Source organism: Chachezhania sediminis (assembly GCF_009765275.1).
Lineage (GTDB): Bacteria > Pseudomonadota > Alphaproteobacteria > Rhodobacterales > Rhodobacteraceae > Chachezhania > Chachezhania sediminis.
In genome coordinates this window covers 1-21,519 of record NZ_VOPH01000018.1, presented here as the reverse complement: position 1 = coordinate 21,519, position 21,519 = coordinate 1, and the positions used below count along the sequence as shown (strand labels likewise).

Genomic DNA, 21,519 nt, shown 5'->3' with positions numbered 1-21,519 from the left:
GGTTTTGGTCGGGTGCGTTTCCGGTCGGGGTGTCGCCCCGTCCCGGACAGCCTAACCCGGGGACGGCGCCCCCTCCAGTCACTCAGACGAGAGGATAGGACGACAGCGCGTCGTATCGGGCCCCGCCCGGATGCAGATCCGATTCGAAAAGCGTCAGGGACGTGGCGGTGAAGGGCGGGATGTCGGTCTGCAGTTCCGACGCGAGGAAATCCTGCAGGCGCACCAGCGCCTCCTGCGACAGGTCGCGGCGCAGGCGGGCCAGCGTGACATGTGGACGGAAGGTTTCTCGGGGCAGCACGATACCCGCGCGGCGGACCTCGGCCGCGATCAGGCGATGCAGGTCCAGCAGGGACGGCGCGGGCCGAACTGCGGCAAAAAGGATCCGCGGGCGGTCTCCGCCGAAGGTGCCCAGGCCGTCGAAGGACACGTCGGCCGACGGCAGGCGCAGGCCTTCCAGCGCATAGTGCAGGTCTTCCAGCCTGTCCTCTGGCTGGTCGTCCAGAAAGGCCAGCGTCAGGTGCAGGTTCTCGACCGGGACGGCGCGCCCCACCGGCAGGTCGGACTGGATGCGTTCAAGCGCATCCAGCACCTCGACCGGCGGTTCGATGGCCAGGAAGGCCCGCACGAACGCGCCTTACAGCATCGACGGGACGACCTGGTCGGGCGGCCGGTGGCCGTCCTCGTAGGTCTTGATGTTGATGATCACCTTCTCGCCCATCTCGATCCGGCCCTCGACGGTGGCGGACCCCATGTGCGGCAGCAGCACGACATTGTCGAGTTCGCGCAGGCGCGCTTCCGACTCGGGGTCGCGGCGGAACACGTCCAAGCCGGCGCCGGCGATGTCGCCGTTCTGCAGCGCCCGGACCAGCGCGCTTTCGTCGATCACTTCCCCGCGCGAAGTGTTCACGATCACCGCCTGCGGCTTCAGCAGCTTCATGCGGCGCGCGTTCAGCAGGTGGAAGGTCGACGGGGTCGACGGGCAATTGATGGAAATCACGTCCATCCGCGCCACCATTTGGTCCAGGCTTTCCCAGTAGGTCGCGCCGTACTGTGCCTCGATCTCGGGATGCAGCTTGCGGCGGTTGTGATAGTGGATCTGCATGCCAAAGGCCTGCGCCCGGCGCGCCACGGCCTGCCCGATCCGGCCCATGCCCAGGATGCCAAGGCGCCGCCCCGCGATCCGGCCGCCCAGCAGCGCGGTGGGCGCCCAGCCCTGCCATTCGCCCTTCTGCATCACCGCCAGACCTTCCGGGATCCGCCGGGTGACGGCCAGGATCAGCGCCATGGTCATGTCGGCGGTATCGTCGGTCAGCACGCCCGGCGTGTTCGACACCAGGATCCCCCGCTGCCGCGCCGTGGCCACGTCGACATGATCGACGCCCGCGCCGTAGTTGGCGATCAGCCGCAGTTGTTCGCCCGCCTGGGCCAGCAGCCCCGCGTCGATCACGTCGGTCACCGTCGGCACCAGCACGTCGGCCGCCTTGACCGCCGCCACCAACTCCTCGCGCGTCATGGGCGCATCGTCAGTGCGCAGGGTCACGTCGAAAAGTTCGTCCAGACGCCGTTCGACAGGCTCTGGCAACCGTCGCGTGACGACAACACTCAATCTTTCTCTTGGCACGCCGGTGCCTCCCTTCTTTTCCTGCCCGCCGTCGCCGTGGCATCGTGGCCCATGACGGGACCGGATACAAGAATACTCGGCCGCCCGGATGGCCCCCAGCCGGGGACAGTTCGGACACGGACCGGAAGCACCCCGCCCCCGCGAGCAGACTGGTAACAAAACAGACAGGCGAACTGTGACGGAAAATGGTGTGACCTCGCGCCGCGCCGCCTTGGTGGCGGGTCTGGCGTTCGTGGCGGCACCGGTGCTGGCGCCGGCCTCCGCCCTGGCAGAAATCACGCGCGGGCCGGTCACCAACCTGCCCCTGCCCCGTTTCGTGTCGATGAAGACCAGCGAAGGCAATGTCCGCCGCGGCCCGTCGACGACCCACCGCATCGACTGGGTGTTCAAGCGCCGGGACATGCCGCTTCAGGTCACCGCCGAATACGAACACTGGCGCAAGGTTCAGGATTACGAAGGCGTGGGCGGCTGGATGCACTATGCGCTTCTGTCCGGCGTGCGCACCGTCCTGACCCAGACCGATATGATGCCGGTCCTGAACCGTCCCGACCCCGACGCCCGTGCCGTGGCCACCTTCGAAATCGGCGTGATCGCCCGCCTGGGCGAATGCACGGCCGACTGGTGCGAGGTCTCGGCCGGCGGCTACAACGGATGGGCAAAGAAATCCAATCTGTGGGGCGTGGCACCGGATGAAATCCGCGACTGAGGCGCCGGTACGGCCCCTTCAAAACAGTGGCTTGGCGGTATCGGAACCGTTCCAGGCGATCGGCGCAAAGTTTTTGGATAACGCTCTTGAAAGCCCCGGAAAACCACAGTAACTAGCGCGGCACTGCTGGGGAGTGGCGCAACGGTAGCGCAACGGTTTTTGGTACCGCAGGTTGCAGGTTCGAATCCTGCCTCCCCAGCCAGTTTCTTTCGGGTGACCGGAAGAAACCGAAAGGCCGCCCGCGGAAACGCAGGCGGCCTTCGTTTTTCGACCCTCAGCCGTCCTTGTAATGGTAGCTATAGCCGTTCAGCGCCGGTGCGCCGCCCAGGTGGGCGTAAAGCACCCGCGCGCCTTCCGGGAAGAAACCCTTCTGCGTCAGGTCGATCAGGCCCTGCATGGATTTGCCTTCATAGACCGGGTCGGTGATCATCGCCTCGGTCCGGGCAGCCAGGCGGATGGCGTCGTTGGTTTCCTCCGACGGCACGCCATAGGCGGGATAGGCATAGTCCGGGTTGATCACGATTTCGTCCTCGCGGACCGGACGGCCCAGCCCCACCAGTTCGGCCGTGTCGTCGACGATCTGGCGGACCTGCGCGCGGGTCTGGTCCAGGGTGCCCGATGCGTCGATGCCGATCACACGATGGGCGCGGTCCTGCGCCGCAAAGCCCACGATCATGCCGCCCTGGGTCGATCCGGTGACCACGCAGACGACGATGTAATCGAACTGGAAGCCCAGCGCCTTTTCCTGTTCGGCCACTTCCTCGGCAAAGCCGACATAGCCCAGGCCGCCGTATTTGTGGACCGAGGCGCCCGCCGGGATCGGATAGGGCTTGCCGCCCGCCTCCTCGACCGAGCGGATGGCATTCTGCCAGCTTTCGCGGATGCCGATGTCGAACCCGTCCTCGACCAGCCGGGAATCGGCGCCCATCAGGCGGGTCATCTGGATATTGCCCACGCGGTCGTAGACCGCGTCGTAGTGGGGCACCCATTTTTCCTGGATGACGACACATTTCATGCCCAGCTTGGCCGCCGTCGCCGCCACCATGCGGGTGTGGTTCGACTGCACCCCGCCGATGGACACCAACGTATCGGCCCCGGACGCGATGGCATCCGGCACGATGTATTCCAGCTTGCGCAGCTTGTTCCCGCCCATCGCCAGGCCGGAATTGCAGTCGTCGCGCTTGGCATAGATCTGGACCTTGCCGCCCAGCGCCTCGGTCAGGCGGGGCAGATGTTCGATGGGGGTGGGTCCGAATGTCAGCGGGTAGCGTTCGAATTTCTCAAGCAGGGACATGGAGGGCCTCCGAAGTTTCACTGTCGGAGAATCTAGCGATGGGAGGATGAAAGGTGCTATCAAAGTGCGGGCGAAAACTTCCTATTTTTCGCCATAATTTCTCCAACTTATGACTGAATTGAAAATTGGAATGGGGAAAATTGGAAGATCCTTCCATGCCCGGAATCGACCGAATCGACCGTGCCATCCTGCGGGCCCTGCACCGTGACGGGCGGCTGACGAATGCCGAACTGGCAGACAGGGTGAATGTCAGCCCGGCCACCTGTCATCGCCGCACGCAGCGCCTGTTCGCCGAAGGCTTCATCCCCGCTGTCCGGGCCGAGGTCGTGCCGGATGCCGTGGGCCTTGGCGCGCTGGTCATGGTGGGCGTGGTGCTGGACCGGTCGACGCCCGACAGCTTTGCCGCGCTGGAAACGGCGGCCGAAGGCATCCCCGAGGTGCTGGACTGCCTGCTGGTCGCGGGGGAATTCGATTACCTGCTGAAGATCCGGGTGCGCGACATGAACAGCTTCAACACGCTGCACAGCCGCAAGCTGATCGCCCTGCCCGGGGTACGGCAGATCCGGACCTTCTTCGTGCTGAAATCGATCAAGGAAAACGCGCCGCTGCCATTCTGACCGGCCATTCCGACCGGATCATTCCCCGCTTCGCGAGACGACGTGATCGCTGCCGATGCCGCCCAGCGAATGGAACAGGCCGCCGGTGTTGTTCACCCCGAACTTCTTCAGAAGCTTGGCGCGGTAAACCTCCACCGTGCGGTGGGAAATCTCCAGCTCCTTCGCGATCTCCTTGCTGGTCAAACCGTTCGACAGGTAGGAAATGATCTCGCGCTCGCGACGGGTCAACGGGATATAGGGGCGGGTTTCCGACAGGTCGGCAAAGCTCCAGACCGCGCGCATAAGGGGGGCGTCGGGGGTGAAGGAATGGCCCCGCACCCGGCACCAGAACAGCTGTCCCGATTTCCGCGCCATGATGCGTTCGTCCCAGTAGGTGTTCGTCTCGCGCAGTTGCGCCACGCCGCGGTCGCGGATGTTAACGAACTCCTCGTCGGACGGGTAGAGCATGGCGAAAACCTGGTCGCGCAGGTCCTCGCGGGCATAGCCGAACATCTCGGCAAAGGCCTGATTGCAATCGCGAATCACGCGGTTCTCGGTGATGACCAGACCCACCGGTGCATAGGCATACGCAAGCTCTGCGAACTCGCCCGTGCGGTAGGCCTCGTCGATACGTATTTCCACGATCTTGCCCCTGTGGTCCTTGAAAGGTGATCCTTAGGCGCAAGGTAGGGCAGCCCGGTCACCGGGTGCAACGGCGCGCGCCCTGCTGAAATGGGAGGATATCATGAATATCGTGAAGCGACTTGTCGCAACCACCGCCTTTGGCTTCATGGCAGCCGCGTCAGTCGCGACCGGTGCCAGCGCGGACGAGCCGATCAAGATCGCCCTGATCCACGGTCTCAGCGGGTCCAGCTTCGAGGCGTTCTCGAAGCAGGCGCAGACCGGGTTCGAGATGGGGATCGAATACGGCACCGACGGGACCGGCGAAATCAATGGCCGCCCGATCGAGCTGATCATCAAGGACACCCAGTTCAAGCCCGACGTCGCCCGTGCCGCCCTGGCCGAAGCCTATGGCGACGACGACGTGCTGCTGGCCGTGGGCGCCACCTCCTCCGGCGTGACCGTGGGGATGCTGCCCATCGCCGAGGAATACGAGAAGATCCTGATCGTCGAACCCGCCGTGGCCGACAGCCTGACCGGGCCGGACAGCAACCGTTACGTCTTCAAGACCTCGCGGAACTCGTCCATGGACATGCAGGCCCAGGCGCTGGCGCTGCAGCCGGACGAAAACCTGGTCGTGGCCACGCTGGCCGAAGACTATGCCTTCGGCCGTGATGGCATCAGCGCGTTCAAGTCGGCCCTGGACGGCACCGGCGCGACCGTCGTGACCGAAGAATACGTGCCCCAGGGTACCACCGATTTCACCGCAGTGGCCGAACGCATGTTCAACGCGCTGAAGGACAAGGAAGGCCGCAAGGTCATCCTGATCTACATCGCCGGCGGCGGCGACGCACCGGGCAAGATCCAGGCGATGGACCCCAGCCGTTACGGCATCGAGATCTCGATGGGCGGGCACATCCTGCCGGTTCTGCCGACCTACAAGCGGTTCCCGGGCATGGAAGGCGCCGTCTATTACTACTACGAAGGCTTCGACAACCCGATCAACGAATGGTTGGTGAAAGAGCACATGGAACGCTTCGGCACCCCGCCCGACTTCTTCACCGCGGGTGGCATGTCGGCAGCCCTGGCCGTCGTGAAGGCGCTGAAGGAAGCGCCCGACTATGACACCGAAACGCTGATCGAGACCATGGAAGGCATGTCCTGGGATACGCCGAAGGGCGAGATGACCTTCCGTCCGGAAGATCACCAGGCACTGCAGGACATGCTGCACTTCAAGATCAAGGTCGATGACAATGTCGACTGGGCGATCCCGGAAAAGGTCCGGATCATCCCCGCGGACGAGATGAACATCCCCATCGGCCGCGACAACGGCTGATCCGGCCGCAAGGTCCCCGGAACACCCCTCCCCCGCCCGCCGGGGGAGGCTTGGCCGCCGCCCGGCTTCCCCTTCCCTCCCCGGGCGGCGCCTTCTTTTTCCCTGAAAGACATCGGACACAGCCTGACATGACCAGTCCTTCGCTTGTCACCCAGGACCTGACGATCCGCTTCGGCGGACATGTCGCGGTCAACCAGGTGTCCTGCGCCTTCCGCCCTGGCGAGCTGACGGTGATTGTCGGCCCCAACGGCGCCGGCAAGACGACCTATTTCAACCTGATCTCGGGTCAGCTGAAGGCCACCTCCGGCACGGTGACCAAGGATGGCACGGACATCACCCAGATGTCGCCGTCCGCCCGCGCCGGCCACGGGATCGGACGCGCCTTCCAGCTGACCAACCTGTTCCCCCAGCTGACGGTGCTGGAAAACATCCGGCTGGCCGTGCAGGCCCGGTCTGGCGACGGCTGGCGCATGTTGCGCCCGGTCAGCCGCTTTCGTGGCCTGACCGAAAAGGCCGAACACTTTCTGGAAGCCACGCGGCTGACCTCGCTTGCGCACCAGAAGGCGGCGAACCTTCCCCACGGTGACCAGCGCAAGCTGGAGGTCGCCCTTCTGATGGCGATGGAGCCCGATATTTACATGTTCGACGAACCCACAGCCGGCATGTCGCTGGACCACGCGCCCGACGTGCTGGAGCTGATCCACCAGATCAAGGCGGATCCGACCAAGACCGTCCTTCTGGTCGAACACAAGATGGACGTGGTCCGCGCGCTGGCCGACCGGATCATCGTGCTGCACAACGGCGAACTGCTGGCCGACGGCAACCCGGCCGAGGTGATGTCCAGCCAGATCGTCCGCGACGTCTACCTCGGTACGTCGGAGGGCATGGAATGACCCTTCTGTCGCTGAAGAATGTAAAAACCAATATCGGCCAGTACGCGGTGCTGCACGACGTCAGCTTCGACGTGGCCGAAGGCGGGGTCTTTGTCCTGCTGGGCCGGAACGGCGCGGGCAAGACGACGACGCTACGCTCGATCATGCACCTGTGGAGGCCCTCGCCCGGATCGATCACCTTTCGCGGGCAGGACATCACCGGGATGCACACATCGGACATCGCGCGCATGGGCGTGGCCTATGTTCCGGAAAACATGGGCATCTTCGGAACGCTGACTGTGGACGAAAACCTGGTGCTGGCCACCGCCAACGGCAAGATCGATCAGACCCGGCTGAAATGGGTCCATTCCCTGTTCCCGGCGCTGGAGAAGTTCCGGGAAAAGCAGGCCTGGTCGCTATCGGGCGGGCAAAAGCAGATGCTGTCGGTCGCCCGCGCGATCATCGAACCGCGCCAGCTGATCCTGATCGACGAACCGACCAAGGGCCTGGCCCCGTCCATCGTCGATGCGATGGCCGAGGCGTTCCGGGACATCGCGAAGGACAGCACGATCCTTCTGGTGGAACAGAACTTCCGCTTCGCCAAAAGCCTTGGGCGCGACATGGCGGTGATCGACGACGGCCGCGTCGTCCATGCGGGCAGCATGGCGGATTTCGCGGCGGACCAGGGCCTGCAGGATCGCCTGCTTGGCCTCTCGATGTAAGGAACGGACGATGGATGCGCTGAACAAGACATTCGAGCGGCTGGGCGGGGTGAACCTGCTTCCGGTGGCGCTTGCACTGGTGGCCTTCGTCCTGATCGGGGCGCCGTCCAGTTGGGTGACGCTGACCGTGGCGGGGCTGGCCATGGGGATGATGGTGTTCCTGATGGCCTCGGGCCTCAGCCTGGTCTTCGGGCTGATGGACGTGCTGAACTTCGGCCATTCGGCCTTTGTCAGCTTCGGCGCCTTCGTGGCGGCGACCGTACTGGCGGGCCTGTCGGGCTGGCTCGCGTCCGACAGCATCGCGATGAACGCGGCCGCCCTTATTTTGGCCTACCTGGCTGCGATCGTCTTCGGCCTTGTCGCCGGCTGGTTCTTTGAAACCGTGATCATCCGCCCCGTCTACCGCGACCACCTGCGCCAGATCCTGATCACCATGGGCGCCATGATCGTCGCCGAACAACTGCTTCTGGCGCTGTGGGGCGGCACGCCCTTCACCGTGCTGCGGCCGCATTTTCTGGAAGGGTCATGGATCATCGGCGACGTCTCGATCGAGATCTACCGCGGCTTCGCCTTCATCCTGGGCGCCCTGGCCTATGTGGGGCTCTACTTCATGCTGAACCGCACCCGGATGGGCCTGCTGGTCCGCGCAGGGGTGGAGGATCGCGAGATGGTGGAATCGCTGGGCTTCCGGGTCGACCGGCTGTTCATCGGGGTGTTCATGCTGGGGTCGGCCCTCGCTGCGCTCGGCGGTGCGATGTGGGCGGGCTATGCCACGCTGATCACGCCGCATCTGGGCGCCGAGATGATGATCATCGTCTTCATCGTCGTCATCATCGGCGGGCTCGGATCGATCCAGGGCACGCTTCTGGGGGCAATCCTGGTAGGGCTGATGTCGAACTATCTGGGGTTTCTGGCGCCCAAGATGGCACTGGCGTCGAATATGATCCTGATGGTGGCCATCCTGATGTGGCGCCCCAACGGCCTGCGGCCGGCCGTGAAATAAGGGAACGGGACCATGAAACAGACCACCGGAACCCTTGTCGTCAAGCTGGTCGTACTGGCCATCGCCGCCGTCCTGCTGTTCGCGCCCTTCCTGTTCCAGAACGTCCGCTCGGTCGAGGTCGCGGCGCGGATCTGCATCTTCATCGTGCTGGTCGCCAGCTATGACCTGCTGATCGGCTATACCGGCATCGTCAGCTTTGCCCACACCATGTTCTTCGGCTTCGGCGCCTATGGCGCGGCGATCTTCCTGAAGGACATGGGGCCGGGCTGGTGGCCTGTCGCCCTGGGCGCGGTCGGCGGTGTCGTCGTGTCGCTGATCATGGCCACGGCCATCGGCCTTCTGTCCCTGCGGGTGAAGGCGATCTTCTTTGCCATGATCACGCTCGCGGCCGCATCGGTCGTGCTGGTCCTCGTCTCGCAGCTGTCGCAGTTGACGGGGGGCGAGGACGGGATCACCTACAAGGCGCCCGACCTCTTCAAGCCGGCGACCAAGCTTCTGGTCGACGGGAACGGCAAGGTGGTCAAGCTCTTCGGCGTTTCGCTGAACGGCAAGGTCGCGGCCTATTACTTCGTGTACCTGTCCTGCCTCGTGCTGTTCCTGCTGATGCTGCGCTTCGTCCGCTCGCCGCTGGGCACCGTGCTGGAAGCCATCCGCGAGAACGAGGCACGGGCCGAGGCCATCGGCTATCGCGTCGTGGCTTACCGGACCTTCATCTTCTGCCTGTCGGCGACCATCGCGTCGCTGGTCGGCACGGTCTATGCCGTCTGGCTGAAGTATACCGGGCCCGACACGTCCCTGTCCTTCGACATCATGATCGACATCCTGCTGATGGTCGTGATCGGCGGCATGGGCACGATGTGGGGCGCGGTGATCGGCGCGGTGCTGCTGGTCCTGGCCCAGTACTACCTGCGCGACCTGATGGGCGCCGCGTCCGAGGCGCTGTCCGGCGTGCCGGTCCTGCCTGAACTGCTGGCCGCGGACCGCTGGCTGTTCTGGCTGGGGATCATCTTCATCCTGCTGGTCTATTTTTTCCCCAAGGGCATCGCCGGCACCGCCATGCAGGCGGGGGCGCGCCGTTGACCGCGCCCAGCTTCAACCTTGTCCCTGTCATGGATCACGAAATCCACGTGACAGAATGGGGCGACCGGTCCCGCCCGCCGCTGGTCATGTGGCACGGGCTGGCGCGCACCGGCCGGGACTTCGACGAACTGGCCGAAGCGCTGACCGACGAATACTTCGTGATCTGCCCCGACACGATCGGCCGCGGCCTGTCCAGCTGGTCACAGAACCCGGAGGCCGAATATTCGATCGAATACTATGCCGGGATCGCCGCCGATCTGCTGGACCACTACGGTTTCGACCGGGTGGCCTGGCTGGGGACCTCGCTTGGCGGGCTGATCGGGATGCGGCTGGCCTCCGGCCCCCATGCCGACCGGCTGACCAGCCTGATCCTGAACGACATCGGACCCGAGGTCCCGGATGCCGCGATTCAACGGATCGTCAGCTATGTCGGCGACGCGCCCGTCTTTGCCCGGGTGGCAGAGGCCGAGGCCTGGCTGCGCGCCGTCTATCGCCCCTTCGGTCCGGCCGGGGACAGGTTCTGGCGGCGGATGGCCCGGACCTCGGTCCGGCGGATGTCGGACGGGCGGCTGACGCTGCACTATGACCCAAGGATCACGATCCAGTTCGTGGCCTCGCGACGGGAACTGACCAGCTGGGACCGCTTCGCACGCATCCCGACGCCGACCCATGTGTTGCGCGGTACGGCATCGGACATCCTGACGCCGGACATCGCCCAGTTCATGCAACAGCGCGGGCCGAAACCCGGCGTGACGGAATTCGACTGCGGCCATGCGCCGAACCTGTCGATGCCGTCCGACATCGCGCTGGTGCGCGGCCTGCTGCGCGACCTGACCGCCTCCCCGACTGACTGACTGACTGACTGACTGGCGGCCCGGGTCGGCCGAGACATGGCAAATCCTCTTTCCGCCGGCGCTGCTTTGCAGGAACATGGCGCCGACGAAATGCGAAGGACCCATCCCGGATGACCGATACCCTGGACCCCAGCGCGCAGGCCGTGCTGGAGGCTGTAGCCGCCGCCAACCTGCCCACCTTCGACACGCTGCCCCCGGCCGAGGCGCGACGGCTTTATGTCGAACGCGGCACGCGGATCAAACCGCCCCTGCCGGAGCTGGCTGAGGTGCTGGACCTGTCGATCCAGGGGTCGGAAGCCCAGATCCCGGCCCGCCTGTATCGCCCCGTCGGTACATCGGACCCGTCGCCGGCGGTGATGTTCTTCCACGGCGGCGGCTGGGTGATCGGCGACCTGGAAAGCCATGACGCGGTGTGCCGCCTGCTGGCGGATGCCTCAGGCATGACGGTCATTTCCATCGACTATCGCCTGGCCCCGGAACACCGGTTCCCGGCCGCCGCTGTCGACTGCGTCGACGCGACGACATGGGTCCATGCAAATGCGGCTGAACTGGGCATCGACCCCGACCGTGTCGCACTGGCGGGCGACAGTGCCGGCGGGCAGTTGTCGGCGGTCGTGGCACTGACCATGCGGGCAACCGGGGCCGTGCCGATCCGCGCGCAGGCGCTGATCTATCCGGCGACCGACCTGCGGATGGGCCATCCGTCCCACAGCGAGGCAAAGACCGACATCATGCTGACCCATGGCGTGATGCGCTGGTTCCACGACAACTACCTGAACGACCTGGCCGAGGAACTGGACTGGCGCGCCTCTCCCCTGCTGGCCGAGAGCCTCGACAACCTGCCGCCGGCCTATGTCATGACCTGCGGCTTCGACGTGCTGCGGGATGAAGGGAACGCCTTTGCCGATGCGCTGAGTGCGGCGGGCGTGCCGGTCACGCGCCGCCATTGGCCCGGCATGTTCCACGGCTTCGTGACCATGGGCGGCCTGATCCCCGAGGCACTGACAGCGATCGACGAGACCGGCAAATGGCTGGCCGCGACCATGGCCGAGACCTAGGGCCAGGGCCCTAGTCGAACCAGTCGGGGTCCAGCTCTGGCAGGGGAATCGCATCCAGAAGGGTCTTCGTCACCTCGGACTGAGGATTGTCGAAGACCTGTTCGACCGATCCGGATTCCAGGATCTCTCCCAGGTTCAGCACGATCACGTCGTCGCACAGATGGCGGATGACGCTGAGGTCATGACTGATGAAGGCGACCGTCAGGCCCATGTCGCGGGCAAGGTCCTTCAGCAGCGACAGCACCTGCGCCTGGCTGGACACGTCGAGCCCCGACACGATCTCGTCCGCCAGGATGAAGCGCGGCTTCAGCGCGATGGCCCTCGCGATGCCGACCCGCTGGCGCTGGCCGCCGGACAATTCGTGCGGATAGCGTTCGGCGAAGGCCGCACCCAAGCCCACGCGCTCCAGCGCGGCCAGCGCATCGGCATGGCTGCCGCCCAGCCCGTAGCGCTTCATCGGCGTGGTGATGATCCGCGCGACGTTGTGACGGGGGTTCAGCGATGACATGGGATCCTGAAAGATCATCTGCAGGTCGCGGCGCAGCGGGCGCAGTGCGTCCTCGTCCAGATGGGCGATGTCCTTGCCGTCCAGCAGGACCTGCCCGGCATCCGGCGTCAGCAGACGCACCAGCACCCGGCCCAGGGTCGACTTGCCCGATCCGCTTTCGCCGACGATGCCGGTGATCCGGCCTTCGGGGATGTCCAGGTCCAGGCCCTTCAGCACCTCGATCCGCGGCGCCGCCCCGAACAGCGGTTTCCTTGACTGGTCCGGGAAGGACAGGCACAGGCCGCGGACGGAAAACAACGGTCTGGTCAGGACATCCACGCTCATGACGCTGCCTCCTCTGCCGCGATCTTCGCGTGCAGGTCGGCGATCAGCGCCGGCGGCACGGGCGAGAAGCTGCGGTTCAGGTCGCTGTAGCTGGGCGTCGCCGCGATCAGCGCCTCGGTATAGGGGTGCTGTGGATTGCGGAAGACATCCTCGGTCGCGGCGTCCTCCATCACCCGGCCGGCGAACAGGACCGACACGCGCTGGCTGATCTTGGCCACGACGCCCATGTCATGGGTCACGAACAGGACGGCGGTCCCGGTTTCCTGCTGAAGCTCGCGGATCAGGCGCAGGATCTGTTTCTGCACGGTGACGTCCAGCGCCGTGGTCGGTTCGTCCGCCACGATCAGCCGGGGCGACGGCGCGAAGGCCGACGCGATCAGTACCCGCTGGCGCATGCCGCCCGACAGTTCGTGCGGATAGCTTTGCAGGACGCGATCAGTGTTCCGGATCTGGACCCGGTCCAGCAGTTCGCGCGCCCGCTCCCGCGCCTTGTCACGGGACCAACCGTGGATGTGGATCAGCGGATCGACGATCTGGGGACCTATCTTCCTTACCGGGTTCAGCGCCGTCAGCGGATCCTGCGGGATCAGCGACGCGATCTTCGACACGGTCCTGCGCCTAGTGACCGGGGTCATCGCGTTCAGGTGATGGGTATCCAGAAGGATCTCTCCCTCGGTCGGCTTGATGTTGGGGGGCAGGATGCCCAGCACCGCCTTGCCGATCATCGACTTGCCGGCGCCGCTTTCGCCCACCAGCGCGCGGACCTCGCCCGGCTGCACCTTCAGGGACACGTCGCGCAGCAGCTTCCTGCCGCCGCGCAGGGTGACGGTCAGCTGCAGGATATCAAGGGTCGGACGGTCGGTCATTGCAGCACCGGATCGAAGCGTTGCTTCATCCCCTCGCCCAGTTGCGAGAAGCTGAGAACGGTCAGGAAGAGCGCGATCAGCGGGAACAGCAGCACCCACCAGGCAAAGTAGATGGCGCCGCGACCTTCGGCGATCATGCTGCCCCAGGTCGGATCGTCGGAAGAGATCGACAGGTTCACAAAGCTCAGGATGGCCTCGACAATCACGGCGATGCCCATTTCCAGGGTCAGAAGCGCGATGATCGACGGCAGCACGTTGGGCAGGATTTCCGACACCAGGGTCGAGATCCGCCGCGCGCCCCCGATGCGGGCGCTGTCGACATAATCCATCCGCGCCTGCACCAGCGTTTCGGCCCGGATGACGCGGGCAAAGCGGGTCCAGTCGATCAGCACGATGGCAGCGATCACGGACCACAGGCCGGTGCCCATGACGGCGACCAGCAGAACGGCGAAGAGGACCGGCGGGAAGGACATCCAGATGTCGACCAGGCGGGAAATCACGGTGTCCCACCAGCCGCCGAAATAGCCGGCGACCAGGCCAAGGACGGACCCGAAGATACAGGTCAGCGTGGCGGCGGTAAAGCTGACGATCAGCGCGATCCGCGCACCGTAGATCATCCGGGACAGCACGTCACGGCCCAGGCTGTCGGTGCCCAGCCAGTAGCCGGGTTCCGTCCCTTTCATGAAGAAAGGCGGCAGGCGTTCCAGGAACAGGTCCTGCGCCAGCGGATCCCTGGGCGCGACCCAAGGCGCGAAGACCGCCGCCAAGATCAGCAGCACGACCCAGAACAGCGGTAACCAGAACCGCAGGTTCAGGCCGCGATTGCGGCTGCGCGGCGCGGTAAGGGTGGTATCAGCCATTGCGAAGCCTCGGGTTCAGCAGGGCATAGGACAGGTCCACCGCCAGGTTGATCGCGATGAAGAGGACGGCAAAGACCAGCACGATCCCCTGGATCAGCGGCAGGTCCCGGTTGATCACCGCGTCGATGGCCATGTTGCCCAGACCTTCGTAGGCGAACAACCGTTCCACGATCACCGTGCCGCCGATCAGGAAGGTGAACTGCACCCCCACCAGCGTCAGCGTCGGCAGCGCCGCGTTCTGCAGCGCGTCCCGCAGGATCACCGCGGTTTCGGAAAAGCCGTGGACACGGGACAGGTTGGTATAGTCCAGCCGCAGTACTTCTTTCAGGTTCTGCTTCAGGACCTGCGCGATCATGGCAGCCAGCGGCAGCGCCAGCGCCATGGCGGGCATCAGCATGTGGGCCAGCGTACTGCCGACCACGTCGAAGCGGCCCCGCAGGATGCCCTCGACGACATAGAAACGGGTGGCGAATTCGAACTCGATCCGCGGATCGATACGGCCGGAAATCGACAGGACCGGCCACAGCACCCCGAACAGAAGGACGAACAGCAGCCCCCACAGGAAATCCGGGATCGACAGGACGGCGGCACTGCCCAGGTCCAACCCCAGCTCGGTCCCTGTACCCCGGCGGCGGGCACCGATGACGGCCACGGCCCCGCCCAGCGCAAGGGCGATGAACAGCGCCATGACCGACAGTTCCAGCGTGGCCGGCAGGCGCGACAGGACCAGTTGGTCCACAGGCTGGCGCAGCGTGATCGAGGTGCCGAAATCCCCCTGCAACACGCCGCCCAGCCAGATCACGAACTGTTCCGGCAGGCTTTTGTCAAAGCCGTAAAGGGCGGTCAGGCGGGCGATGTCTTCCTCGGTCGCACCGGGGGGCAGCATCATGGCAATCGGATTGCCCGGGGCCACGCGGACCAGCACGAAGACCACCACCGCCACACCGAAAAGCGTGACCAGCGCGGTCGAGAGGCGAAAGAGGAGGGTTCGGGCAAACATAGGGGGAGGGTTTCTTCGGAAAGGGTCCCGGGCCGCGACGCGGCAGCCCGGGACGGTCGTCAGATCACTGCGCGGTCATCGCCTGCGGCAGCAGGTCGCCCGAGGTGTAGGGCGTGACCTTCACCTTGTCCGAATGGACGATGGGCATGACGTATTGCAGCAGCGGGATCACATAGCCGTTTTCGGCGATATAGGCCGACACGTCCTTGTACCCCTGGATGCGCTTTTCCTCGTCCGCTTCGGAAAACAGCGGGCCGATCTTGTCGATCAGGTCCTGCGAATCCCAGACCGAGTGGGGTGACGGGCCGAACATCGAAAACCCGGTGGCCGTCGACGGGTCGCCGATGGAGTTGCCCCAGTTGTAGAACGCCGCCGGCGCCAGCTGATCGGTCGCGCGCAGCTCATAGTGCTTGGCGATGTCGTAGACCTCGATGGTGGCGTCGATACCCACCTTGCGCCACATGCCCACGATGGCCTGGATCATCTCGTAATCCTTGGGCTTGAAACCGCGGGTGGTCTGGATCGTGAACTTCACCGGATTGTCAACGGAATAGCCCGACGCCGCCAGCAGTTCCTTGGCCTTTTCCGGGTCGTAGGGGAAGGTGATCGACTCGTCGAAGGCGGCATAACCGGGCGCTTCCAGCGTCGCCAGCGGCACGCCATAGCCGCGCAGCAGTCGGTCGATGATCAGCTGCTTGTCGATGGCATAATGGGCGGCCAGGCGGACGTTCTTGTCCAGCATCACGTCGACGTCGTTCAGGAAGATCATGCCGATATCGGTGATCGGAACCGCCTCGCCGGTCAGGCCGTCCTTGGCGATCAGGCGGTCGTATTCCTCGTAGGGGATGTTGACCGTGATGTCGGAATTGCCGGATTCCACTTCCGCCACCCGGCTGGCCGGATCGGTCACGAACTTGATGGTGACAGTCTCGTATTCCGGCGCGCCGCCCCAGTAGTCGGGGAAGGCCTTCAGACGGACGAAGGCGCCGGGTTCGAAGGCGTCGACCATGTAGGGGCCGCTGCCGATGGGGGCTTTTTCGAAGCCTTCGGCGCCGACCTCTTCATAATAGTCCTTGGGCAGGACGAAACCTGTCAGGAAGGCCATCCACTTGAAGAAGGCCGGTTCGAACTCCTTGACGTCGGCGGTGATGACATTGCCGTCGATCTTGTAGTTGTCGATCTTGCCCCAGACGAACTGCATCGGGTTGCCGGTTTCCGGGTTCGCCGCGCGTTGCAGCGACCAGACGACGTCTTCGGGCGTCACGGGCGTACCGTTGTGCCAGACCGCATCGTCGCGGACGGTCATCGACACGGTCGACTTGTCGTCCGAGAAGCTCCACTCCGTCAGGATGCCGGGAATGAAGCTGAGATCCGGCGCCTGGCCGATGAAGCGGTCGAAGACCGCCAGATAGACCGACTGAAGCACCGGGTTCACGGCGGCGGGGCCGGTGGTCGGGTCCCAGCTTTGCACGGGGATGTTGTAGGCGATGGTCAGGTCGCCGCTTTGGGCCGCCACATCGCCCGCGCCGTACAGGACGGCGGTCAGCGCGGCAGCCGCACCTAGAAATCCGCGTCTGGAAAATAGGGGTGTCATCTGCTGTCTCCTGTTGGTCTGGTTGGGGTCGCCCCGTTTGCGGGGTCGAGGTCTTGGGCGTTCCGCGGGCCCCGGGCGCGCGGGCGGCGCATCAAAGCTCCTGCGCCTTGAAGAAGCCGGAACCGGCGCCGGTGCCGGCCCCAGGCCACACGGCAGCGCCGATCATGTGGAGCCCGGAGATGGGCGTCGTTCCGTCGGCAAAGCCGCGCACGGGGCGATAAAGGAAGTTCTGCCGCATGTGGTGCGATCCGCAGACCTGGTCGCCGCCGACAAGGTTCGGGTTCCCGGCCTCCAGGTCCAGCGGAGAGACATCGTGCCGGCCAAGGATGGTGGCCCTGAAGCCCGGCGCCTGTTCTTCGATCAGGTCCAGCGCACGGTCGGCCATCGCCGTCCTGGCGCCATCCCAGTCTGTCGCCGTGATCTGGCGCGCGGCGTCCCCACGAATCCGGCCCGGCACCATGCGGACCTGGACCCACAGCGTATGCTTGCCCTCGGGCGCCCGGGACGGGTCAAAGCGCGTGGGCTGGCCCACAACCAGCAGCGGGGCTTCCGGCAGAAGACCGGCCATGGCTTCGGCATAGACCTTGGCGGCGCCGTCGATGGACCTGCCGACGTGGACATAGGCGAAATCGTTCATCTGCTTCGCGATCCACGGCACCGGCGCGTCCAGCGCCAGGTGGATCATCATCGTGCCGGGCGCATATTGGTAATCCTTCAGGCCGACGTCAAAGCCCGCATTCCCCGTGGCCCCCGTCAGCCGCGCCATGTGGACCGGCGCAAGACCCGCCAGCACGGTTCCCGAAGGCACGGTCTCCCCGTTCAGGGTCACCCCGGTGACCTTGCCCGCGGAATGCCGGATCGCCGTCACTTCGGCATCGCAGGTGACGGTACCGCCATGCGCCTCGATCATCCTGACCAGCGCGTCGGTCACCGTGGCCGCGCCGCCCTTACCGATGACCATCCCCATGAAATGGCCGCCCATGGCTTCCAGGTAGGGAAAGATCGCGCCGCCCGCGATGTCGGGGGCAAAGTCCAGGTGCATGCCCCAACTCGACAGGGCCGCATGGATCCGGGGATCCTCGAAGGTTTCCGTCAGCCAGGTGCGGGGCGAGGTCAGCAAAAACTGCGCCGTGTCCACCAGCCCGGCCGCGCCCAGGGCCCGCCACTGTTTCCACAGGAATTTCAGCAAGGGACCGCGCTTCATCGGCGTGCCCAGCAGGCCACCCACGGCACCGACACGTGACGGGAAGCCTGCCATCAGCGCCTTCCAGGCTTCCTTGTCGGCCTCGGAATGGAAGGTCGCCAGCGTCTCGTCCAGGTCCTTGGTCACGCCAAGATAGTCACCCGGTTCCAGCGCCTGGGCGAAGGGGCGGTCGATGGGCACGAACTCCAGCCCGTGCTGCGCCATCTCGGCCCCGTGTTTGGCCATAAAACCGGAACCGGCGAACATCGACAGGTTCATCGCCGCCACGTCGTGGCGAAAGCCCGGCAGGGTCAGTTCCTCGGTCCGGACGGCCCCGCCCGGTGCGGGACCGCGTTCGAAGACCTGCACCTTGCGGCCGCGCGCGGCCAGATCGGCCGCGGCCACCAGGCCGTTGATCCCCGCTCCGATGATGGTGACCGTGTCGCTCATGATCTCTCTCCGCTGCGGATCGGGTTTTCGGCCGTTACGCGCCCAGTTCCTTTGCGGTCAGAAAGCCCGACCCGCCCGACAGCCCCGGCCCCGGATGGGTCGACGCGCCAATGTGATAGAGCCCCTTGATCCCCGTTTCGTGCCGCGTGCTGCCGGCGAAGGGCCGCCACAGGAAAAACTGGTCGATTGTGCAGGCCCCGCCATAAGGATCGCCCCCCACAAGGTTCACGTTCATCGTTTCCAGATCCGCAGGCGAAATCGCCTTGCGCACCGCCACGCGGGACCGGAAGTCCTCGATATGGTTGGCCAGGATCGCCTCGATCCGGTCGGCATAGGCTTCGCGCAGGGCTTCGGTCCACTGCCCGTCCGCGGGCACGTCGATCAGACCGGCGGCGTCGCCCTTCACGTGGCGCGGCGCCTCGGGAAGTTGCAGCCACAGGATCGACTTGCCTTGGGGCGCGCGGGACGGATCGGCGGCCAGCGGCTGGCCCACACAGATCGTCGGCACCTCGGGCAGCAGGCCGCGCTCGGCCTCGTTCCCGGCTTTCGACACACCGTCCAGACCCGGGGTCAGATGCAGCAGCTGGACCTTTTCCAGCCCCGGCGTTTTCCAGTTGACGGAGCCGTCCAGCACATAGTGCATCTGGAAATCGCCCTTGCCATAGCGGTACTTGCGCAGGTCGTCCTTCTTGCCGTGGTCCGGCACCAGCGAGCCGTAAAGCTGGTTCGGCGTGACCGAGGCCAGGACGGTCGGCGCCGTCACGGTTTCGCCATCGGCCAGCACCAGCCCGGTGGCCCTCTTGCCGTTGGTGGAAACCTTCGCGACCTCGGCATTGACGCGGACGGTGCCCCCCGCGTCCTCGATGATTGCGGTCAGACCGCGGACCATGTTTGCCGCGCCGCCCTTGACGATCGGCGCCCCTGCCACTTCCAGCGCGAAGCCGATCACCTGCCCCATCTGGCCGGAAAATGCAGCCTCCGGTCCCAGCCCGGCATGCAGGCACCACGGCGCCCAGAGCGCGCGGGGCAATTCGCCGTTGAAGGACGTCTCCAGCCAGGCGCGCATCGATGTCAGCGCCTCGCCCATGGCCTGCGCCAGGCCGCGGGTGCCGCGGGACCAGCCTTCCTTGGCCAGAAGTTTCGCCGTGCCGCGGGACCATGGATCGCCGCCCATCAGGCCGAACATCAGGTTCGCCTTGGCGCCGAAACCGTCCAGGTCCGCGGCCAGTTGCGCACCGTCACCCGCCGCTTCGGCATCGAAGGCCGCGACATTGGCCGCGCGGTCCATCTTGTAGACCAGCGCCCGCCCGTCGGGCAGCAGCACACCCGTCGGCGTGTCGGTGGCACAGAATTCCACCCCATGGCGCGCCAGATCCCCTGCCAGCGCGCCATGTCCGGCCCCGGTCACCCAGAGCACGAAGGTGGTGGCCAGGGGATCGATCACGACCCCCTCGCCCAGGTCTTCCGTCCGCATGCAGCCGCCCGCCGCCGCTTCGCGTTCGAACACGGCAACTTTCTTGCCGGCCTTGGCCAGCATGGCCCCGGCCGTCAGCGCGTTGATACCCGAACCGACAATGGCGACATCATATGCAGAGGAAGTCATGGTCGCGCGCCCGTCAGCCTGCGACCAGCGCCAGCGCCCGGATGGGCGAGCCGGTGCCCTTGACGATCTTCAGGGGTGCCGTGATCAGGATCGCGCCCTTCGGCGGCAGCTTGTCCAGGTTCGTCAGCGACGCCAGGCCGTACCGGTTGTTCAGGTGCAGCAGGTTATGCGCCGGGAAAGGCGGTTCGAACCCGCCAGCCGCGCCTGCATCGGTGCCGATACACTGCGTGCCCCAGCCCAGTGCCTTCTTGGACATCAGGTATTCGATGCAATCGACCGAGGGTCCGGGGGTGTGCGGGCCGGTCTCGTCGGCGTTCAGGAAGGCCTCCTCGCTGCCGTTGTACTGGTCCCAGTCGGTGCGCATCAGCACCCATTCGCCTTCCTTGATCTCGCCATGTTCGGCTTCCCAGGCCTTCACGCCATCGGCGGTCAGCAGGAAATCCGGGTTCTCGGCGGCTTCGGCGGAACAGTCGATCACGTTGGCGGGCGCGACAAAGTTCTGCGGATCGATCGTGTCGGTGGACCCGTCCGGGTAATCCTTGCCCGTGATCCAGTGATGCGGCGCGTCATAATGCGTGCCGGAATGTTCGCCCAGCTTCAGCCAGTTCCAGGCCCAGAACGGCCCGCGGTCGCCATATTCCGAGATCTTGTGGATCTCGATCTTGGGCGTGTCGTCGGCAAGTTCCGGCGGAAGTTTCAGCAGCGGCGTGTCCGGGCCCAGCGGCGCCGTACAGTCGACAATCTTGACCGTGCCATCCAGAAGCCCGGTGGCCAGCGTTGCAAGCGTTTCGGTGGGTGTCATTATCTTCTCTCCCTGCCAACAGGACATTTTTGCCGTCTCGGATCACATGCAAATGCATAGATACGAAAATTTCAAGCTTAAAGCTTTCTGCGCCAAGATTTCATTCGGCCGCGGGGCCGAGCAAGCGTTTTCGGCCAAAATGACCGCTTTTTGGGCAGGTGGCCGCGACGGCAACGCCTCGGGATTAGGCAGTTTGCAACCGCGTTGTCCGGCCTGTCGCGTCAGGCCGGAGACTCAGCTCAAGTGAAGGAAAATTGAGCCGCAGTAGGCGTCGATGACGAAAGCGACGTACACGAAGCCCTTCCAGGTGGCGACATAAGTGAAATCGTTGACCCACAGCGTGTTGGCCGACGTCTTGGGATGCGGGTCACACAGAGCTTCTGGGGGGCGGGTTTCGAACGCCTGGTGTGGTGGTTTTCAACCCTTGCGCCGGGTCGGCTTCGTGGTCTTTTTTGTCGTTCTGGAACGCAGTTCAGCGCCCCTTGCGGGGCGCTTGTTGTGGTGTATGACTTGGAGTGTTTGTTCAGAGAGATGTTTTGAGTATTTGTTAGGTTTGGCGGTGACCT

21 protein-coding genes and 1 tRNA gene are annotated in these 21,519 nt (G+C 65.2%); 10 read left to right on the top strand and 12 right to left on the bottom strand.

Features of this window, described 5'->3' with window-relative positions; all coding sequences use genetic code 11:
• Positions 1-82: 82 nt before the first annotated feature.
• On the bottom strand, positions 83-625 hold the full coding sequence (gene thpR / locus FQK05_RS24875) for an RNA 2',3'-cyclic phosphodiesterase (protein ID WP_158972120.1): 543 nt from the start codon (positions 623-625) through the stop codon (positions 83-85).
• Between the two features lie 9 nt (positions 626-634).
• Positions 635-1,621 carry a 2-hydroxyacid dehydrogenase gene (locus FQK05_RS24870; protein ID WP_158972118.1) on the bottom strand — a complete coding sequence of 329 codons (987 nt, stop codon included), beginning with the start codon at positions 1,619-1,621 and terminating at the stop codon, positions 635-637.
• 190 nt (positions 1,622-1,811) lie between these two features.
• Between FQK05_RS24870 and FQK05_RS24865 the strand changes: the two genes are divergently transcribed.
• Both FQK05_RS24865 and FQK05_RS24860 read left to right on the top strand, forming a co-directional pair.
• Positions 1,812-2,327, top strand: a complete 516-nt coding sequence (locus FQK05_RS24865; protein WP_407644520.1) for an SH3 domain-containing protein — start codon at positions 1,812-1,814, stop codon at positions 2,325-2,327.
• Positions 2,328-2,454: 127 nt separating this feature from the next.
• A tRNA-Gln gene (locus FQK05_RS24860) sits at positions 2,455-2,529 on the top strand.
• A 72-nt stretch (positions 2,530-2,601) separates the two neighbouring features.
• Here the strand turns inward: FQK05_RS24860 and FQK05_RS24855 are convergent.
• The gene (locus FQK05_RS24855) at positions 2,602-3,621 is read right to left on the bottom strand and encodes a 1-aminocyclopropane-1-carboxylate deaminase (protein WP_158972114.1); all 1,020 of its coding nucleotides are present in this window, start codon (positions 3,619-3,621) and stop codon (positions 2,602-2,604) included.
• A 155-nt stretch (positions 3,622-3,776) separates the two neighbouring features.
• Between FQK05_RS24855 and FQK05_RS24850 the strand changes: the two genes are divergently transcribed.
• Positions 3,777-4,238, top strand: a complete 462-nt coding sequence (locus FQK05_RS24850) for an Lrp/AsnC family transcriptional regulator (RefSeq protein ID WP_158972112.1) — start codon at positions 3,777-3,779, stop codon at positions 4,236-4,238.
• An 18-nt stretch (positions 4,239-4,256) separates the two neighbouring features.
• On the opposite strand, the gene FQK05_RS24845 is transcribed toward FQK05_RS24850, so the two are convergent.
• Complete coding sequence (locus tag FQK05_RS24845) at positions 4,257-4,859, bottom strand: helix-turn-helix transcriptional regulator (protein ID WP_158972110.1); 603 nt, start codon at positions 4,857-4,859, stop codon at positions 4,257-4,259.
• 103 nt (positions 4,860-4,962) lie between these two features.
• On the opposite strand from FQK05_RS24845, the gene FQK05_RS24840 reads away from it, so the two are divergent.
• The 7 genes from FQK05_RS24840 to FQK05_RS24810 all read left to right on the top strand — a co-directional run bounded on the left by FQK05_RS24840 (position 4,963) and on the right by FQK05_RS24810 (position 11,763).
• Entirely contained in the window at positions 4,963-6,174 is a 1,212-nt protein-coding gene (locus FQK05_RS24840; RefSeq protein WP_158972108.1) for a substrate-binding domain-containing protein, read from the top strand.
• A gap of 128 nt (positions 6,175-6,302) precedes the next feature.
• Positions 6,303-7,067 (top strand): ABC transporter ATP-binding protein, encoded by a 765-nt coding sequence (locus FQK05_RS24835; RefSeq protein ID WP_158972106.1) that lies wholly within the window; start codon positions 6,303-6,305, stop codon positions 7,065-7,067.
• Positions 7,064-7,768, top strand: a complete 705-nt coding sequence (locus tag FQK05_RS24830) for an ABC transporter ATP-binding protein (RefSeq protein ID WP_158972104.1) — start codon at positions 7,064-7,066, stop codon at positions 7,766-7,768. Before FQK05_RS24835 ends, FQK05_RS24830 begins: the two co-directional genes overlap by 4 nt.
• A 10-nt stretch (positions 7,769-7,778) precedes the next feature.
• Positions 7,779-8,771 (top strand): branched-chain amino acid ABC transporter permease, encoded by a 993-nt coding sequence (locus FQK05_RS24825; RefSeq protein WP_158972102.1) that lies wholly within the window; start codon positions 7,779-7,781, stop codon positions 8,769-8,771.
• Between the two features lie 12 nt (positions 8,772-8,783).
• Positions 8,784-9,851: a branched-chain amino acid ABC transporter permease gene (locus FQK05_RS24820; RefSeq protein WP_158972100.1), complete on the top strand. Its 1,068-nt coding sequence runs from the start codon at positions 8,784-8,786 to the stop codon at positions 9,849-9,851.
• Positions 9,848-10,705, top strand: coding sequence for an alpha/beta fold hydrolase (locus tag FQK05_RS24815; RefSeq protein WP_158972098.1), 858 nt, complete (start codon positions 9,848-9,850; stop codon positions 10,703-10,705). The genes FQK05_RS24820 and FQK05_RS24815 overlap by 4 nt, the downstream gene beginning before the upstream one ends.
• Before the next feature lie 110 nt (positions 10,706-10,815).
• Entirely contained in the window at positions 10,816-11,763 is a 948-nt protein-coding gene (locus FQK05_RS24810; RefSeq protein WP_158972096.1) for an alpha/beta hydrolase, read from the top strand.
• A 10-nt stretch (positions 11,764-11,773) separates the two neighbouring features.
• On the opposite strand, the gene FQK05_RS24805 is transcribed toward FQK05_RS24810, so the two are convergent.
• From FQK05_RS24805 to FQK05_RS24770, 8 genes are all read right to left on the bottom strand, one after another.
• Positions 11,774-12,595 (bottom strand): ABC transporter ATP-binding protein, encoded by an 822-nt coding sequence (locus tag FQK05_RS24805; protein ID WP_199252768.1) that lies wholly within the window; start codon positions 12,593-12,595, stop codon positions 11,774-11,776.
• On the bottom strand, positions 12,592-13,461 hold the full coding sequence (locus FQK05_RS24800) for an ABC transporter ATP-binding protein (protein ID WP_158972094.1): 870 nt from the start codon (positions 13,459-13,461) through the stop codon (positions 12,592-12,594). The genes FQK05_RS24805 and FQK05_RS24800 overlap by 4 nt, the downstream gene beginning before the upstream one ends.
• Positions 13,458-14,321, bottom strand: coding sequence for an ABC transporter permease (locus tag FQK05_RS24795; RefSeq protein ID WP_158972092.1), 864 nt, complete (start codon positions 14,319-14,321; stop codon positions 13,458-13,460). The genes FQK05_RS24800 and FQK05_RS24795 overlap by 4 nt, the downstream gene beginning before the upstream one ends.
• Positions 14,314-15,321: an ABC transporter permease gene (locus tag FQK05_RS24790; protein WP_158972090.1), complete on the bottom strand. Its 1,008-nt coding sequence runs from the start codon at positions 15,319-15,321 to the stop codon at positions 14,314-14,316. Before FQK05_RS24790 ends, FQK05_RS24795 begins: the two co-directional genes overlap by 8 nt.
• A 64-nt stretch (positions 15,322-15,385) precedes the next feature.
• Complete coding sequence (locus tag FQK05_RS24785; protein ID WP_158972088.1) at positions 15,386-16,915, bottom strand: ABC transporter substrate-binding protein; 1,530 nt, start codon at positions 16,913-16,915, stop codon at positions 15,386-15,388.
• 91 nt (positions 16,916-17,006) lie between these two features.
• Positions 17,007-18,548, bottom strand: coding sequence for a phytoene desaturase family protein (locus FQK05_RS24780; protein WP_158972086.1), 1,542 nt, complete (start codon positions 18,546-18,548; stop codon positions 17,007-17,009).
• A 34-nt stretch (positions 18,549-18,582) separates the two neighbouring features.
• Positions 18,583-20,151 carry a phytoene desaturase family protein gene (locus tag FQK05_RS24775; protein WP_158972084.1) on the bottom strand — a complete coding sequence of 523 codons (1,569 nt, stop codon included), beginning with the start codon at positions 20,149-20,151 and terminating at the stop codon, positions 18,583-18,585.
• 13 nt (positions 20,152-20,164) lie between these two features.
• Positions 20,165-20,953, bottom strand: coding sequence for a cyclase family protein (locus FQK05_RS24770; protein ID WP_158972082.1), 789 nt, complete (start codon positions 20,951-20,953; stop codon positions 20,165-20,167).
• Positions 20,954-21,519 lie beyond the last annotated feature (566 nt).

Coding starts and splice junctions, on each gene's coding strand:
- FQK05_RS24855 (WP_158972114.1), bottom strand. CDS start 3,621: ATGTCCCTGCTTGAGAAATTCGAACGCTACCCGCTGACATTCGGACCC.
- FQK05_RS24850 (WP_158972112.1), top strand. CDS start 3,777: ATGCCCGGAATCGACCGAATCGACCGTGCCATCCTGCGGGCCCTGCAC.
- FQK05_RS24840 (WP_158972108.1), top strand. CDS start 4,963: ATGAATATCGTGAAGCGACTTGTCGCAACCACCGCCTTTGGCTTCATG.
- FQK05_RS24835 (WP_158972106.1), top strand. CDS start 6,303: ATGACCAGTCCTTCGCTTGTCACCCAGGACCTGACGATCCGCTTCGGC.
- FQK05_RS24830 (WP_158972104.1), top strand. CDS start 7,064: ATGACCCTTCTGTCGCTGAAGAATGTAAAAACCAATATCGGCCAGTAC.
- FQK05_RS24825 (WP_158972102.1), top strand. CDS start 7,779: ATGGATGCGCTGAACAAGACATTCGAGCGGCTGGGCGGGGTGAACCTG.
- FQK05_RS24820 (WP_158972100.1), top strand. CDS start 8,784: ATGAAACAGACCACCGGAACCCTTGTCGTCAAGCTGGTCGTACTGGCC.
- FQK05_RS24810 (WP_158972096.1), top strand. CDS start 10,816: ATGACCGATACCCTGGACCCCAGCGCGCAGGCCGTGCTGGAGGCTGTA.
- FQK05_RS24805 (WP_199252768.1), bottom strand. CDS start 12,595: ATGAGCGTGGATGTCCTGACCAGACCGTTGTTTTCCGTCCGCGGCCTG.
- FQK05_RS24800 (WP_158972094.1), bottom strand. CDS start 13,461: ATGACCGACCGTCCGACCCTTGATATCCTGCAGCTGACCGTCACCCTG.
- FQK05_RS24795 (WP_158972092.1), bottom strand. CDS start 14,321: ATGGCTGATACCACCCTTACCGCGCCGCGCAGCCGCAATCGCGGCCTG.
- FQK05_RS24790 (WP_158972090.1), bottom strand. CDS start 15,321: ATGTTTGCCCGAACCCTCCTCTTTCGCCTCTCGACCGCGCTGGTCACG.
- FQK05_RS24785 (WP_158972088.1), bottom strand. CDS start 16,915: ATGACACCCCTATTTTCCAGACGCGGATTTCTAGGTGCGGCTGCCGCG.
- FQK05_RS24780 (WP_158972086.1), bottom strand. CDS start 18,548: ATGAGCGACACGGTCACCATCATCGGAGCGGGGATCAACGGCCTGGTG.
- FQK05_RS24775 (WP_158972084.1), bottom strand. CDS start 20,151: ATGACTTCCTCTGCATATGATGTCGCCATTGTCGGTTCGGGTATCAAC.
- FQK05_RS24770 (WP_158972082.1), bottom strand. CDS start 20,953: ATGACACCCACCGAAACGCTTGCAACGCTGGCCACCGGGCTTCTGGAT.